The organism is Calidifontibacter indicus, assembly GCF_003386865.1.
GTDB classification, from domain to species: domain Bacteria; phylum Actinomycetota; class Actinomycetes; order Actinomycetales; family Dermatophilaceae; genus Yimella; species Yimella indica.
Genome location: NZ_QTUA01000001.1, coordinates 2877430 through 2891671, shown reverse-complemented (window position 1 = coordinate 2891671; position 14242 = coordinate 2877430). Strand labels below are relative to the sequence as shown.

12 protein-coding genes and 2 tRNA genes are annotated in these 14242 nt (G+C 67.7%); 8 read left to right on the top strand and 6 right to left on the bottom strand.

Annotation, left to right across the window (positions count from 1 at the left end):
• Positions 1–5: 5 nt before the first annotated feature.
• Entirely contained in the window at positions 6–2573 is a 2568-nt protein-coding gene (gene pepN / locus DFJ65_RS13700) for an aminopeptidase N (RefSeq protein ID WP_115924327.1), read from the bottom strand.
• Between the two features lie 143 nt (positions 2574–2716).
• Here pepN and DFJ65_RS13695 point away from each other — a divergent pair, with 143 nt between their 5' ends.
• From DFJ65_RS13695 to DFJ65_RS13685, 3 genes are all read left to right on the top strand, one after another.
• Positions 2717–3334 (top strand): mycothiol-dependent nitroreductase Rv2466c family protein, encoded by a 618-nt coding sequence (locus tag DFJ65_RS13695; RefSeq protein ID WP_115924326.1) that lies wholly within the window; start codon positions 2717–2719, stop codon positions 3332–3334.
• Positions 3335–3346: 12 nt separating this feature from the next.
• Positions 3347–3811 (top strand): ribose-5-phosphate isomerase, encoded by a 465-nt coding sequence (locus DFJ65_RS13690; RefSeq protein ID WP_115923492.1) that lies wholly within the window; start codon positions 3347–3349, stop codon positions 3809–3811.
• A gap of 147 nt (positions 3812–3958) precedes the next feature.
• On the top strand, positions 3959–5095 hold the full coding sequence (locus DFJ65_RS13685; RefSeq protein WP_115923491.1) for a PP2C family protein-serine/threonine phosphatase: 1137 nt from the start codon (positions 3959–3961) through the stop codon (positions 5093–5095).
• 206 nt (positions 5096–5301) lie between these two features.
• Here DFJ65_RS13685 and DFJ65_RS13680 read toward each other — a convergent pair.
• Positions 5302–5375, bottom strand: a tRNA-Pro gene (locus DFJ65_RS13680).
• A 115-nt stretch (positions 5376–5490) separates the two neighbouring features.
• Between DFJ65_RS13680 and DFJ65_RS13675 the strand changes: the two genes are divergently transcribed.
• The 5 genes from DFJ65_RS13675 (at position 5491) to clpX (ending at position 10251) form a co-directional block, all read left to right on the top strand.
• A tRNA-Gly gene (locus DFJ65_RS13675) sits at positions 5491–5564 on the top strand.
• Between the two features lie 32 nt (positions 5565–5596).
• On the top strand, positions 5597–6979 hold the full coding sequence (tig, locus tag DFJ65_RS13670) for a trigger factor (RefSeq protein WP_425452996.1): 1383 nt from the start codon (positions 5597–5599) through the stop codon (positions 6977–6979).
• A 228-nt stretch (positions 6980–7207) separates the two neighbouring features.
• Complete coding sequence (locus DFJ65_RS13665) at positions 7208–7825, top strand: ATP-dependent Clp protease proteolytic subunit (RefSeq protein ID WP_281269879.1); 618 nt, start codon at positions 7208–7210, stop codon at positions 7823–7825.
• A 29-nt stretch (positions 7826–7854) separates the two neighbouring features.
• Positions 7855–8502: an ATP-dependent Clp protease proteolytic subunit gene (locus DFJ65_RS13660; RefSeq protein WP_170144157.1), complete on the top strand. Its 648-nt coding sequence runs from the start codon at positions 7855–7857 to the stop codon at positions 8500–8502.
• A 474-nt stretch (positions 8503–8976) separates the two neighbouring features.
• On the top strand, positions 8977–10251 hold the full coding sequence (gene clpX, locus DFJ65_RS13655) for an ATP-dependent Clp protease ATP-binding subunit ClpX (protein WP_115923488.1): 1275 nt from the start codon (positions 8977–8979) through the stop codon (positions 10249–10251).
• Positions 10252–10329: 78 nt separating this feature from the next.
• Here the strand turns inward: clpX and DFJ65_RS13650 are convergent, their stop codons facing one another.
• The 4 genes from DFJ65_RS13650 to DFJ65_RS13635 are packed head-to-tail and all read right to left on the bottom strand — an operon-like array spanning position 10330 to position 14226.
• Positions 10330–11088, bottom strand: a complete 759-nt coding sequence (locus DFJ65_RS13650; protein ID WP_115923487.1) for an iron ABC transporter ATP-binding protein — start codon at positions 11086–11088, stop codon at positions 10330–10332.
• On the bottom strand, positions 11085–12110 hold the full coding sequence (locus tag DFJ65_RS13645) for an iron chelate uptake ABC transporter family permease subunit (protein ID WP_115923486.1): 1026 nt from the start codon (positions 12108–12110) through the stop codon (positions 11085–11087). The genes DFJ65_RS13650 and DFJ65_RS13645 overlap by 4 nt, the downstream gene beginning before the upstream one ends.
• Positions 12107–13213 (bottom strand): ABC transporter permease, encoded by a 1107-nt coding sequence (locus tag DFJ65_RS13640; protein ID WP_211308449.1) that lies wholly within the window; start codon positions 13211–13213, stop codon positions 12107–12109. The genes DFJ65_RS13645 and DFJ65_RS13640 overlap by 4 nt, the downstream gene beginning before the upstream one ends.
• Positions 13210–14226 carry a siderophore ABC transporter substrate-binding protein gene (locus tag DFJ65_RS13635; RefSeq protein WP_115923485.1) on the bottom strand — a complete coding sequence of 339 codons (1017 nt, stop codon included), beginning with the start codon at positions 14224–14226 and terminating at the stop codon, positions 13210–13212. Before DFJ65_RS13635 ends, DFJ65_RS13640 begins: the two co-directional genes overlap by 4 nt.
• Positions 14227–14242 lie beyond the last annotated feature (16 nt).

Sequence of the window (14242 nt, the reverse complement as noted above, 5' to 3'; positions counted from 1 at the left end):
GCGACTCAGGAGGCGTCGAAGGCCTGCGCTGTCAGTGCCCGAGCGACGTCGTCGCGGTGCTCGGTGACCACGCGCACCAGCCCTGCAGAGGCAGAACCGTTGTCCTGCAACCACTTCTCGCAGCCGGTCAGCAGCTCGGTCGACGCCAGCCGCACCGGGAACGCCAGCTGGGCGATGGACTGCCCGATGTGGAAGGTGCGGGTGCTCCACATGTCGGTGAGCATCGCGAAGTACTTGTCGACGTACGGCGTGAGCAAGGCGTTGTCGTGCACCCGCTGGAACCCGATGCCGACCTCCTCGATGGTCTGGTTCGCCAGGTCGGGGGTGTCGACGAGCAAGGTCCACGCGGCGGCCTTCGCCTCCGCGGTCGGCACGGCCGCCCGTGCGCAGGCAGCCTTCTCCTTGCCGGTGGCGGTCGCGTCGCGCTCCTGCTCGGCCGCGATCTCCGCTTCGCCGGCGACGCCGCCGGTGACCAGGGCGATGAGCAGGTTCCAGCGCAGGTCCTGGCCGACGACGAGCCCCTCGAAGGTCTCCTCGCCGGTGAACAGGCCCTGGATCAGCGCGAGGTCGTCGTCGGACGACGCGAAGGTCGCGAACGCCTCGGTGAGCTGCAGTTGCGCGTCCGATCCCGGCTCGGCCGCCGTGGCCGCGGCGCGCAGCGAGGCGGTGACGTGGGCGCGGATCTCCTCGCGCGCCGCCGGGTCGATGTAGAGCGCGGTCAGCTGGCGCAGCAGGTTGAGCATCATGCGCAGGATGCCGGCGTGCGTCTCGGCGCCCAGCAGCACCTGCACCACCGACACCAGCTCGCGGCCGCGCATCTGTGCGTCGCGGGTCATGTCCCACAGCGCGCCGAGCACGAGTGCGCGGGGGAGTGACCCGAAGCCGTCCGGACGCTCGACGATCGCGGCCAGCGACGCCTCGTCGAGACGGATCTTGCAGTAGGCGAGGTCGTCGTCGTTGACCAGCACGACGCCGGGGTGCTTGCTGCCGACGAGTTCGTCGACCGAGGTCGACGGGCCGTCGACGTCGACCTCGATCCGCTTCACCCGCACCCACGAATCTGCCTGGCGCTCATAGCAACCCACGGCGAGACGGTGCGGGCGCAGGGTCGGCAGCTGCTCCGTCGCGGTCTGCTCGATGCTGAAGGAAGTGATCGTGCCATCGGCGTCGACCTCGACCTTCGGGGTCAGGGTGTTGACGCCCGCGGTCTCCAGCCAAGCCGCCGACCACGCGTCGAGGTCGCGGCCCGATGCGTCGGCCAGCTCACCGAGCAGCTGGGGCAGGGTGGTGTTGCCCCACGCGTACTTCGCGAAGTAGCTGCGCAAACCCTGCACGAACGCCTCGCGCCCGACGTACGCGACGAGCTGCTTGAGCACGGAGGCGCCCTTGGCGTAGGTGATGCCGTCGAAGTTCGACTCGACGTCCTCCAGGTCGCGGATCTCGGCGACGATCGGGTGGGTCGAGCTGAGTTGGTCCTGGTTGTAGGCCCAGGTCTTCTCCAGGATCGAGAAGGTCGTCCACGCCTCGGCCCACTCGGTGGCCTCGGCCTGGCACACGGTGGAAGCCCACTCGGCGAACGACTCGTTCAGCCAGAGGTCGTTCCACCACTGCATCGTCACCAGGTCGCCGAACCACATGTGCGCCAGTTCGTGCAGGATCGTCAGCGCGCGGCGCTCGACCTTCGCGTCGGAGACCTTCGACCGGAAGATGTAGATCTCGTTGATCGTGACGCAGCCGGCGTTCTCCATCGCCCCCATGTTGTATTCGGGGGTGAAGATCTGGTCGTACTTCTCGAACGGGTACTCGCAGTCGAACTCCTTCTCGAAGAAGTCGAATCCGCGCTTGGTGCAGTCGAACACGTTGTCGGCGTCGAGGTACTCGCGCAGCGAGCGACGGCAGTAGAGCGCCAGCGGCACCTCGCCGCGGCGGGTGGTGACGCTGTCGCGCACGACGTCGTAGGGGCCGGCCACCAGCGCGGTGATGTACGACGACATGACCGGTGTGGCCGAGAACTTCCAGGTGGCGGTCGGGCGCTCATTGCCGGACGGGTCGGTCCAGACCTGCGACGACTCCACCGGCTCGGGGGTCGGCTGGTTGGACACGACCTGCCAGTGCGCGGGAGCGGTCACGGTGAACGCGAAGGTCGCCTTCAGGTCGGGCTGGTCGAAGACCGCGAACATGCGGCGGCAATCGGCGACCTCGAACTGGGAGTACAGGTAGACCTCGGAGTCGACCGGGTCGACGAACCGGTGCAGACCCTCGCCGGTGTTCATGTAGGTGCCGGTGCCGGTGACGACCAACTGGTTGTCGCCGGCCTTGAGCGACAACGGGATCCGTGCACCGTCGTAGCCTCCGGCGTCGATGCTCTCGCCGTTGAGCTCGAGGGAGGACACGGTGCCGCCGACGAAGTCGATGAAGGTGTCGGCGTCGTGCGCGGCGTTGAACCGCACGGATGTGACCGACCCGAATGTCGCCGCGTCGGTGGTCAGATCGAGGCTCACGTCGTAGGACGCGACATCGACGAGTCCCGAGCGGGACTCCGCCTCGGTGCGGGTCAGGTTGGTGGTCGACACCTGGTCTCCTTCGTGGGGATCGCGCACGCACCATCGGTCGGTCTCGTGCGCAGCCATGCTGCCACGCAACGCCTCGACGGCTTTGGCAGGATGGGCACGTGACTGACAACAACGCCTCGAACGGCGGCCGCTCGGCGGCAGAGATGTTCTTCGATCCGATGTGCCCGTGGGCATGGATGACCTCCCGCTGGATGATGGAGGTGGAGAAGGTGCGCGACGTCGACGTGACCTGGTCGGTCATGTCGTTGAGTGTGCTCAACGAGGGCCGTGACGTGCCGCAGAGCTACCGCGACATGCTCGACCGCGGCTGGTTGCCGGTGCGCACCGTGATCGCCGCCGAGCAGTCGGTGCCCGAGGCCGAGCGCAACACCGTCCGCAAGAAGTTGTACGACGCCATGGGTCGGCGCATTCACCTCCAGGAGCGTGGCCGTACCGGTGACGAACTGCGTGAGATCTGCGTCGAGGCGCTCGCCGAGGCCGGACTGCCTGCCGAACTCATCGAGCAGGCGCAGAACGTTCCGGGTGACGACATCGACACCCGGCTGCGCGAGTCGCACCAGCGTGCGATCGACCTGGTCGGTGACGACGTGGGCACGCCCGTGGTGTCCTTCCAAGATGTCGCCTTCTTCGGTCCGGTCGTCACCCCGGCGCCGAAGGGCGAGGCCGCCGGCCGCCTGTTCGACGGCTGCTTGCTCGTCGCCGGCACCCCCGGCTTCTACGAGCTCAAGCGCAGCCGCAGCGCTGACCCCGACTTCAGCTGAGGTATCACGACAATGCGAGTTCACATCGGTGGCGACCACGCCGCCTACGAGATGCAGCGCGGCCTGGTCGACTGGCTGGCCGAGCAGGGATACGACGTCGTTGACCACGGACCCAAGGAGTACGACGAGCTCGACGACTACCCGGTCTTCGTGCTGCGTGCCGCCGAGGCGGTCGCTGCCGAACCGGGTTCGCTCGGCGTGGTGCTGGGCGGCTCCGGCAACGGTGAGCAGATGGCTGCGAACAAGGTGAAGGGCATCCGTGCTGCGCTCTGTTACTCCACCGAGTTGGCGCAGCTCGCCCGGGAGCACAACGACGCGCAGATCATCTCCCTCGGCGGGCGTTTCCACACCCAGGAGCAGGCTCAGGCGATGGTGAAGGTCTTCCTCGAGACGCCGTTCTCCGGAGTCGAGCGACACCAGCGTCGGCTCGACATGGTGTCGACCTATGAGCAGGACGGCACACTTCCGGCGTCCTGAACCCTTGCGGTCCGCCCGCAGGAGTGCTATCGGTCGCCGGCTGAAACGGCGAAGGATACGCCCCGCCGGGTGAAAAGTGGGGTTTGAAGGTAAGAAGTTGGTCAAGTTCCTTTGGCGTTACCGATCGGTACCTATAGCGTTGCCGGTATGGGGATCGAACAGCCGTTGCCGCACGGGCTCTTCGCTCGGCGTGCCCGATGGCTCGCCGAGCCGGCTGATCGTGTCGTAGGCCGCACGACGGCCGTCCCTCGCATCGGCGTCATCGCCGCGGGAGCGCTCGTTCTGGCGAGTTCTGTTCTGGTCGGCATCTTCGTCGTCCGACCGAGCCTCAGTTACGCGTTGTTCGTGCCGCTGGTCGCGGCGGCCGGTCTGCTGCTGCGCGGCCGGCTGATGGCGACGGTGCTCGCCTACATCTGCGTGTCCTTCGTGGTGGTGTCGGTCGTGCTGCACACCGGTGAGTTGAGTGATCGCGTCGTGTCGAGTGCGCTGGCGCTCGGGGCGACGGTTGCGATCGTCGCGCTCATCAACCGGTTGTGGGGCCGCCCCGGTGGGGTGACCCAGGAGGTCGCCGCGAACATGCTGACCGACCTGCGGCGCCGGCACGCCGTACAGACCCACATGCCGACCCTGCCTGCGCAGTGGACGCTCGACACCGCCGTCCTGCCCGCGCACGGCGAGGCCCTCTGCGGCGACGTCGTGGTGGGTTGTGAGGTGAAGGGCATCTTCAACGCCGCCGTGCTGGACGTCTCGGGCAAGGGCTTGACCGCGGCGTCGCGTGCGGTGCTGTTGGGCGGTGCCGTGTCGGGTCTGCTGGGTGCTCTCGAACCCAACCGGGTGCTCCCTGCGACCAACGACTACCTGGTGCGCCAGGGGTGGACCGACGGTTTCGCGACCGCGACCCATGTCGCGGTCGATCTGGAGTCGGGTGCCTTCTGCCTCGGCTCGGCCGGCCACCCGGCGGCCGTGCAGTTCCACGCGGGCACCGGACGCTGGGAGCCGTTGCGCACCGGCGCCGGGGTGGTGCTCGGCATCCTGGAGGACCTCAACGAGGCCGACTACCCGCGTCTAGAAGGTCGACTCGACCGCGGTGACGTGTTGGTGCTCTACAGCGACGGTGTCGTCGAGCACAAGGACGTCGACATCTCCCAGGGCATCGACCGCATGCTGGGTGTCGCCGACCGCGAGATCACGGCCTGCCTCGACGGCTCCGCCCGTCGTATCTGCGAAATGGCCCGCGCCGGCGAGTCTGACGACCGCACCGTCGTCGTCCTCAAACGAAACTGACCGTCGGTCACCGCAGCCGACCGGGGAGTCCGTGCCCGGCATCGAGGTGCGATAGGCGACCAACACGATCACCCGCCCGCAGCGCAAGCGGACTATGTGAGATCTGCCGGAGAGTCGGCACGGCCGACCGGGCGAGCCTGCGAGCCCGGGAAGGCCGGGACGGCCGGAGGGAGTCGAACGATGAACATAGGGCCGCAGGCCCGGCGTCGGGGTAGCCGGATTCGAACCGGCGGCCTTCCGCTCCCAAAGCGGACGCGCTACCAAGCTGCGCCATACCCCGTGGTGGTGTCTGCGACCGGCCCGTTTTGGGCGCTGTCGGCAGAGTAGGTAGGCTAACCCCTCGGTACATCACGCCGGACGTCGGGCCACCCTGTCGCTCGCGCGTGCTGAGCCGTGCGGGCGTAGCTCAATGGTAGAGCCTCAGTCTTCCAAACTGATTACGCGAGTTCGATTCTCGTCGCCCGCTCCAGCAAGTGCGGAACCGATTCCCAACCTTTTGGAGTGCCTGTAGTGAAGAGCGCCGTCGAGACCCTCAACCCGACCCGGGTCAAGCTGACCGTCGAGGTGCCGTTCGAGGAGCTCAAGCCGAGCTTGGACGCCGCGTACGCCGCGATCGGCAACCAGGTGCAGATCCCCGGTTTCCGTAAGGGCAAGGTGCCGGCTCGCATCATCGAGCAGCGTTTCGGCCGTGGCGCGGTCGTCAGCGAGGCGATCAACGAGGCGCTGCCGGAGTTCTACGGTCAGGCGATCGAGGAGAACGACCTGCAGCCGCTGGGTCAGCCGGAGGTCGACATCACCGGTGCGCCGACCGAGGGCGACGACCCGCTGGTCTTCACCGCCGAGGTCGATGTGCGTCCGGAGTTCGACCTGCCGGAGTTCGGCGACATCAAGATCGAGGTCGACCCGCTGAAGGTCACCGACGAGGACGTCGATGCCGAGGTCAGCGCGCTGCGTGAGCGTTTCGGCACCTTGAAGACCGTCGAGCGCGCGGCGAAGTCGGGCGACTTCGTCACCGTCGACCTCACCGCCACCATCGGCGACGAGGAGATCGACTCGGTCGAGGGCATCTCCTACGAGATCGGTTCGGGCAACATGCTCCCGGGCATGGACGAGGCGCTCGAGGGCCTGTCGCTCGATGAGTCGAAGACCTTCACAGCGCCGTTGGCCGGTGGCGAGCACGAGGGCGAGGACGCCGACTGCGTCATCACGCTGCGTAGCGTCAAGGAGCGCGAGCTGCCCGAGCTCGACGACGACTTCGCCCAGCTGGCGTCGGAGCACGACACGATGGACGAGCTGCGCGCGCAGCTGACCACCCAAGCGGAGACCACCAAGCGTTTCCAGCAGGGTGTGCAGGCTCGCGACAAGGTGCTCGACCACCTGCTCGACAACGTCGAGATCCCGCTGCCGGAGAAGATCATCGAGGCCGAGGTGCACAGCCACCTCGAGGCCGAGGGTCGCCTGGAGGACGACGAGCACCGCGCGGAGGTCGACGAGTCGACCCGCAAGGCCCTGAAGTCGCAGCTGCTGCTCGACAAGATCGTCGCTCAGGACGAGGTGCAGGTCTCGCAGGAGGAGCTCATCGAGTACCTCATCATGCAGGCGCAGCAGTACGGCATGGACCCGAACACCTTCGCGCAGGCGCTCGACCAGCAGGGTCAGGTGCCGCAGGTGCTGTCCGAGGTGGCCCGCCGCAAGGCGCTGGCCTCGGTGCTGGAGAAGGTGCAGGTTGTCGACACCGACGGCAACACCGTCGACCTGAACCAGGAGATGGAGCTCGAGGGCGACGAGGCGTCGGACGACGACGAGGCTCCCGCCGCTGACGCGACGGACGAGGCCGCGACCGACGAGGCCGCGACCGAGGAAGCTTCCACCGAAGAGGCCTGATCGGCCTCCCCACGGGGACACGTGCGAAAGGCGTCCGGGCAACTGCCCGGGCGCCTTTCGCCGTCCGGGCAAGGGCCCGCATCAGGACCGTCTCGGGGACGCCGGCGGGTGCCTCTTCCGCTGACGGCGAACATCGGTCCGGGTCGGGACGAAACCCTCGGTGGCTGACGTTAGGGTCAAATGGAAGCGGACACCAGCGTCCGCACGCGAACGACAGATGGAGTCACGATGACGGAGCGCAGTAACGCGCCGGTCGGCATGGCCACCCAGCCGGTGGCCGGCCTCGACGATCAGATCTACAACCGCCTGCTCAAGGAGCGCATCATCTTCCTGGGCTCGGACGTCCGCGACGACAACGCGAACGCCATCTGCGCGCAGCTGCTGCTGCTCGCCGCCGAAGACCCGGAGAAGGACATCTGGCTGTACATCAACAGCCCGGGTGGTTCGGTCACCGCGGGCATGGCGATCTACGACACGATGAACTGGATCCCCAACGACGTCGCCACCGTGGCCATGGGCCTCGCCGCGTCGATGGGTCAGTTCCTGCTGTCCGCCGGTGCGAAGGGCAAGCGTTACGCCACCCCGCACGCGCGGATCATGATGCACCAGCCGTCCGGCGGCATCGGCGGCACCGCGTCCGACATCAAGACGCAGGCCGAACTGCTGCTCGGCATGAAGAAGGAGCTCGCGCAGCTCATCGCCGACCACACCGGCCAGACCGCGGAGCAGATCGAGCGCGACTCCGACCGCGACCGCTGGTTCTCGGCCAAGGAAGCCCAGGAGTACGGCTTCGTCGACCACGTCTTCGAGCGTTCCACCGACGCTCCGGGTGAGGTGCAGGCATGACGTACCCGTTGAATCCGTTGGGAGCACAGATGAATTCCACCCGCACCCCGGGCGGCCTGCAGGTGCCGAGCAGCCGCTACATCCTGCCGCAGTTCGAGGAGCGCACGTCCTACGGGATGAAGCGGTCCGACCCCTACAACAAGCTGTTCGAAGACCGCATCATCTTCCTCGGTGTGCAGGTCGACGACGCGTCGGCCGACGACATCATCGCGCAGCTGATCGTGCTGGAGTCGCAAGACCCCGACCGCGACATCCTCATGTACATCAACAGCCCGGGTGGTTCGTTCACCGCGCTGACCGCGATCTACGACACGATGCAGTACATCCAGCCCGATGTGCAGACCTTCGTGATCGGCCAGGCCGCCTCCGCCGCAGCCGTGCTGCTCGGCGCCGGCGCCAACGGCAAGCGGTTCGCGCTGCCGAACGCCCGCATCCTGATCCACCAGCCGGCGATGGAGGGTTCGGGCGGCACCGCCTCCGACCTCGAGATCACCGCGAACGAGATCTTCCGGATGCGCGCCTGGTTGGAGGAGACCATCGCCAACCACACCGGCCGCACCAAGGAGCAGGTCGAGAAGGACATCGAGCGCGACAAGATCCTCACCGCCGCCGAGGCCAAGGAGTACGGCCTCATCGACGAGGTGCTGTCCTCCCGCAAGGCGAGCCTTCAGAACTGACGGCTCCTTCGCGGTTCGGGCCCCCGGCAGGCGCTTCGCTTCTGCCGGGGGCCCGACGCGTCCCGCCGTCGTGAGCCTTCCAGCGTGGTCGGCTCGGATGCCACCACCGGCAGTGCGGCTCGGGTCGTGGCTGGCGCTTCGCTTCTGCCGGGGGCCTGACGCGTCCCGCCGTCGTGAGCCTTCCAGCGTGGTCGGCTCGGGTGCCACCAGCGGCAGTGCGGCTCGGGTCGTGGTGGCGCTTCGCTTCGGATGGCACCAGCGGCAGTGCGGCTCGGGTCGTGGTGGCGCTTCGCTTCTGCCAGGGCCCGACGGGGTCCCGCCGCGTGACGGCTGGAGCGGTTGCGGCGCGGATTTCAGCCCTCGGCGTACTGGCGTGACTCGCCGCCCGACACCGGGGTTCAATAAGAGTGGTTGTCGCACGTCGGGGGTAACGTCGGCGCAGTCACCCAGCAACGTAGGGAAGAGGGAAGTCGAGTGGCACGTATGGGAGAGAGCAGCGATCTGCTGAAGTGCTCGTTCTGCGGGAAGAGCCAGAAGCAGGTCAAGAAGCTCATCGCCGGTCCGGGTGTCTACATCTGCGACGAGTGCATCGACCTCTGCAACGAGATCATCGAGGAAGAGCTCGCCGAGACCAGTGAGCTGGGGTTGGAGAAGCTGCCCAAGCCGAAGGAGATCTTCGAGTTCCTCGACCAGTACGTCATCGGGCAGAGCAACGCCAAGCGTTCGCTCGCGGTGGCCGTCTACAACCACTACAAGCGCATCCAGGCCGCCGAGCAGGCGCCGAAGAAGGACGCCGACGGCGTCGAGATCGCCAAGAGCAACATCCTGCTGATCGGCCCGACCGGCTGCGGCAAGACCTACCTGGCGCAGACCCTCGCCCGCATGCTCAACGTGCCGTTCGCGATCGCCGACGCGACCGCGCTGACCGAGGCCGGTTATGTCGGTGAAGACGTCGAGAACATCCTGCTCAAGCTGATCCAGGCCGCCGACTTCGATGTGAAGAAGGCCGAGACCGGCATCATCTACATCGACGAAATCGACAAGGTCGCCCGCAAGAGCGAAAACCCGTCGATCACCCGTGACGTCTCCGGTGAGGGCGTGCAGCAGGCGCTGCTGAAGATCCTCGAGGGCACCAGCGCGTCGGTGCCGCCGCAGGGTGGCCGCAAGCACCCGCACCAGGAGTTCATCCAGATCGACACCACCAACGTGCTGTTCATCGTCGGTGGCGCGTTCGCCGGCCTGGAGAAGATCATCGAGGCCCGTTCCGGCCGGCAGGGTCTGGGCTTCGGCTCCGAGCTGCGCCAGGCCAGCGACCCGATGGCCAGCTTCGGCGAGGTCGTGCCCGAAGACCTGATGAAGTTCGGACTCATCCCCGAGTTCATCGGTCGCCTGCCGGTGATCACCACCGTCGAACCGATCGACCGCGAGGGCCTGGTCTCGATCCTCACCGAGCCGCGCAACGCCCTGGTGAAGCAGTACCAGAAGATGTTCGAGATCGACGGCGTGGAACTCGAGTTCACGCCCGACGCGGTCGAGGCCATCGCCGACCAGGCCACCCTGCGCGGCACCGGCGCCCGCGGCCTGCGCGCGATCATGGAGGAGGTGCTCCTCCCGGTGATGTTCGACGCGCCCAGCGACGACGACATCGCCCGGGTCGTGGTCACCCGTGAGGTCGTGCTCGACAACGTGTTGCCGACGGTCGTCCGGCGCGATACCCGCAAGCGCGCCCCGCGCAAGGAGAGCGCCTGACGCCCACCCGTCCCAGACAGACCGACAGCCCCCGCGAACCAGGTTCGCGGGGGCTGTCGGCTTCGGTGTGTGGGACGGCTACTCGAAGTAGACGGCCACCCGGCGCCCACGCGTGTGGAGCACCTCGACGTCGACCTCGTACACCTCGCAGAGCACGTCCGGTTCGATGATGAGCTCGGGGGTTCCCTGAGCCAACACCCGTCCGTCGCGCATGGCGATGATCTCGTCGCAGTAGGCCGCCGCGATGTTGATGTCGTGCAGCACCACGACCACGGTCTTGCCGAAGTCGTGCACCAACGACCGCAGCCGCTGCATCATCGCGACCGAGTGCTTGATGTCGAGGTTGTTCAACGGTTCGTCCAGCAGGATGTGCGGGGTGTCCTGGGCGAGCACCATCGCGATGAACGCACGCTGCCGCTGACCGCCGGAGAGCTGGTCGAGGTAACGGTCGCGCAGGTCGACCAGGTCGGCGAACCGGATCGCCTCCTCGACCTGGCGATGATCGTCGGCACCGAGCCGTCCCTTGGAGTGCGGGAAGCGCCCGAAGCGCACCAGGTCGGCGACGGTGAGGCGCGCGGTCAGGTGGTTCTCCTGGCGCAGCACCGCCACCACCTTGCTCACCTCGCAGTTCGCGGTGCGGTGGACGTCGAGGCCGCCGACCAGGGCGCTGCCCGACGTCGGCTTGAGCAGCCGTCCGGCCACCGACAGCATCGTCGACTTGCCGGCGCCGTTCGGCCCGACGAGCGCGGTCAGCCGACCGTCGGGGATGCGCAGGGACGGGACGTCGAGCACCGTCGCCGTGTCGTATCGGACAGTGACGTCCCGGAGTTCGATCACAGTCGCACTCTCCTCATGAGCAGGAAGATGAAGTAGGCGCCGCCGACCAGGTTGATGACAACCGACAGGGGAGCGGCGAAGTCGAGCACCCGGCTGACCAGCAGTTGCCCGAGCACCGTGGCGATGGCACCGACGAGCAGCGCCCCGAGCAGCAACGGTCCGTGGCGTGGTGTGCCCACCACCTGGCGGGCGACATTGGCGACGATGAGTCCGAGGAAGGTCATCGGGCCGACGAGCGCGGTCGAGCTCGCCACCAGCACGGTGATCAGCGCCAGCGTCGAGCCGACGACCACGCGATCGGGCAACCCCAGGCCGATGGCCCGCTCCGCGCCGAGGTTCAACAGGTCGAGGTATCGCACCAGCGGGATGCAGCAGGCGATCGCGGCCGCGGTGAGCAGCGCGGTCACCATCAGCACCGACTCGTCGGCCGTGCTGAACGAGGCGAACATGATGTCCTGCACGGTCAGGAAGTCGGTCGGCGAGAGCATCCGCGACGCGAACGACCCCAGCGACGAGAACAGCGCGCTGCAGACCATGCCGATGAGCACCATCACGACCAGGTTGCGTCCCGAGACCTTCAACAGCAGACCGAAGATCAGCACGCCGAAGACACACAGGGCTCCCGCGTTCATCACGGTCGTCGTGACCGGCGACATACCGGCCAGGGTGTCGCTGCCGAACAGCAAGACGATGAGCGTGCCGAGCAGCACGTACAGCGCGTCGAAGCCCATCACGCCAGGGGTGAGCAGCGGTGAGCCGGCGAGGGTCTGGAACAGGATCGCCGACACGCCGCAGGAGGCGCCGGCGATCACGAGGGTGAGCAGTTGCCGGCGGCGCAGGTCGAGCGCGTACGAGCTCGCGTTCGACAGGTCCCAGAACTGGTAGATCGCCACCGCGGCGACCGCGACCGCCGCGAGCACGAGCAGACCGGTGCGGACGCGACGGCGCCGGGCGCGCTCGAAGTCGGTCTCGACGGGCACCGCGGCGGTGTCGTCGACGGGGCGGGTGGTCGCAACGGTCATCGCAGATCACCCCGTGCAGCGCGCAGGATCAGCACGATGAAGACGGCCGCCCCGATGATGCCGGCGATCGTGGCGAAGGGCACCTCGTAGGGGTAGCGCACGAGGCGTCCGAGCAGGTCGCAGGCGACGACGAAACCGGCCCCGGCCAGTGCCGTGATCGGCAGCACCCGGCGCACATTGTCGCCGAGCATCATCGACACGATGTTCGGCACGATCAGGCCGAGGAACGGTATCGCGCCCACCACCACGACGACCAACGCGGCCATCATCGATACCACGACGAGTCCGACGTACAACACGCTGCGGTACTTCACGCCGAGGTTGGTGGCGACGTCCTCGCCCATGCCGACGACCGTGAACCGGTCGGCGAACAGGTAGCCGATGGCGCCGACGGCCAACACCAGATACAGGGGTTCGTAGGTGCCCTCACGCAGGGAGGATCCGGCGCCGGTCGTCCAGAGTTCCAGCATCTGCATCAGATCGGCCTGGTAGGCCAGGTAGGCGCCGATCGCTCCCAGCACCCCGCCGTACATCATGCCGACGAGCGCCACGGTGAGCGTGTCGGCGCGACGCAAGGTCTGCAGCAGACACAGGAAGCCGATCGTGCCGAGCACGGCCGCCCCGATGGCGAAACCGATCTGAGGCAGCAGGCCGGCCGACGGCACCAGCACCGCGCACGCGATGACGCCGAGCACCGCGGCCTCGACCGTGCCCGACGTGCTCGGGGAGACGAACCGGTTGCCGGTGATCCGCTGCATGATGAGGCCGGCGACGGCCATGGCCGCCCCCGCCAACAACAGCGCGACCAGCCGCGGGATACGGGAGATCCGCAGGATCTCCCACTGCGCGGCGTCCGGACTGAACACGTCGAGTGGCCCGACGCCCGCGACGCCGACACCGAGCGAGAGCACGCTGAGCGCGACGACGGTGACGGCCGCGATCGCCACCACCGGCGGGCGGCGCCGACGACCGGACGCCGGACCGCCGCTGTTCTCCTGCACGTGGTCGTGCGGGTGCTCCTCCTGGTACTCCTCCGGGCGCTCCTCCGGGCGCTCGGCCGGATACTCCTGGCTGCGCGCGGCGGTGCTCGCCGGCGAACTCACAGCACCTTGGCGAGGTCGTTCGCGGCAGCGATGTACGACAGCGGGGTGTCGGTGGCGAGGTACCAGGAGAAGCCGTCGACGGTCGAGATCTTCTTGTTCTTGGCGGCGTCGGTCTTGTTGACCAGCCCCGAGTTGAGCACGTCGAGGGCCGGCTTGGCCGACTCACCGATGGTGCGGCTGCGGTCGAGCACCAGCACGCGGCTCGGGTTGTACTTCAGGAAGAATTCCTGGTTGATCTCGTCACCGTGCCCGCCGTCGCTCTTCAGTGGGGCATTGACCGGCTTGAACCCGAAGTCGGTCCACACGGTGCCGAAGCGCGAGCCCGGACCGTAGGCCCCGACCTTGCTGCCCGAGACCTGCACGAACATCGTCGTGCCACCGGCGTTCGTCGCCTTGGTGCGCACATCGCCGATCGCCTTGTTCATCGACGCGAGGTGGGTGTCGGCCTGGCTCGACTTGCCCCAGATCGAGGCGAGCGTCTTGTACTGGTCGGAGACGGCGGACAGGTGCTTGGTCGCGTCGTCCTCACGCACCGACATGTCGATGACGTTGGGGGAGATCTTGGTCATCTCCTTGAGTACCTTCGCGTTGCCGGAACGGCCACCGATGATGATCAGGTCGGGTTCGAGCTCGGCGATCGCCTCGTAGTCGGGTTCGAACAACGTGCCGACCGTCTTCACCGACTTCAGTGCGGCCATGTCGGCCGGAAGCTCCCCGCTCGCCTTGGGCAGCGCCGCGATCGGCACCCCGAGCTGGGTGAGGCTGCGCGCCACGCTCCAGTCGAGCACCACGACCTTGCCGGGGTTGGCGGCAACCTTCACCGAGCGGCCCTGGGCGTCCTTCACGGTGACCGGACCGGTGGCCTGCGCCGCCGCACCGGAGGTGGACGCGGACGAGCCGTTCGAGGTGGAGGAGCTGTTCGAAGAATCGGACGAACCGCAGGCGGCGAGGCCGAGGGCGAGCGCCGCGGTGAGTGCGACGGTGCGGGTCGGGCGGGCGAGAGCAACGGGCACGATGAAACCTTCCGAG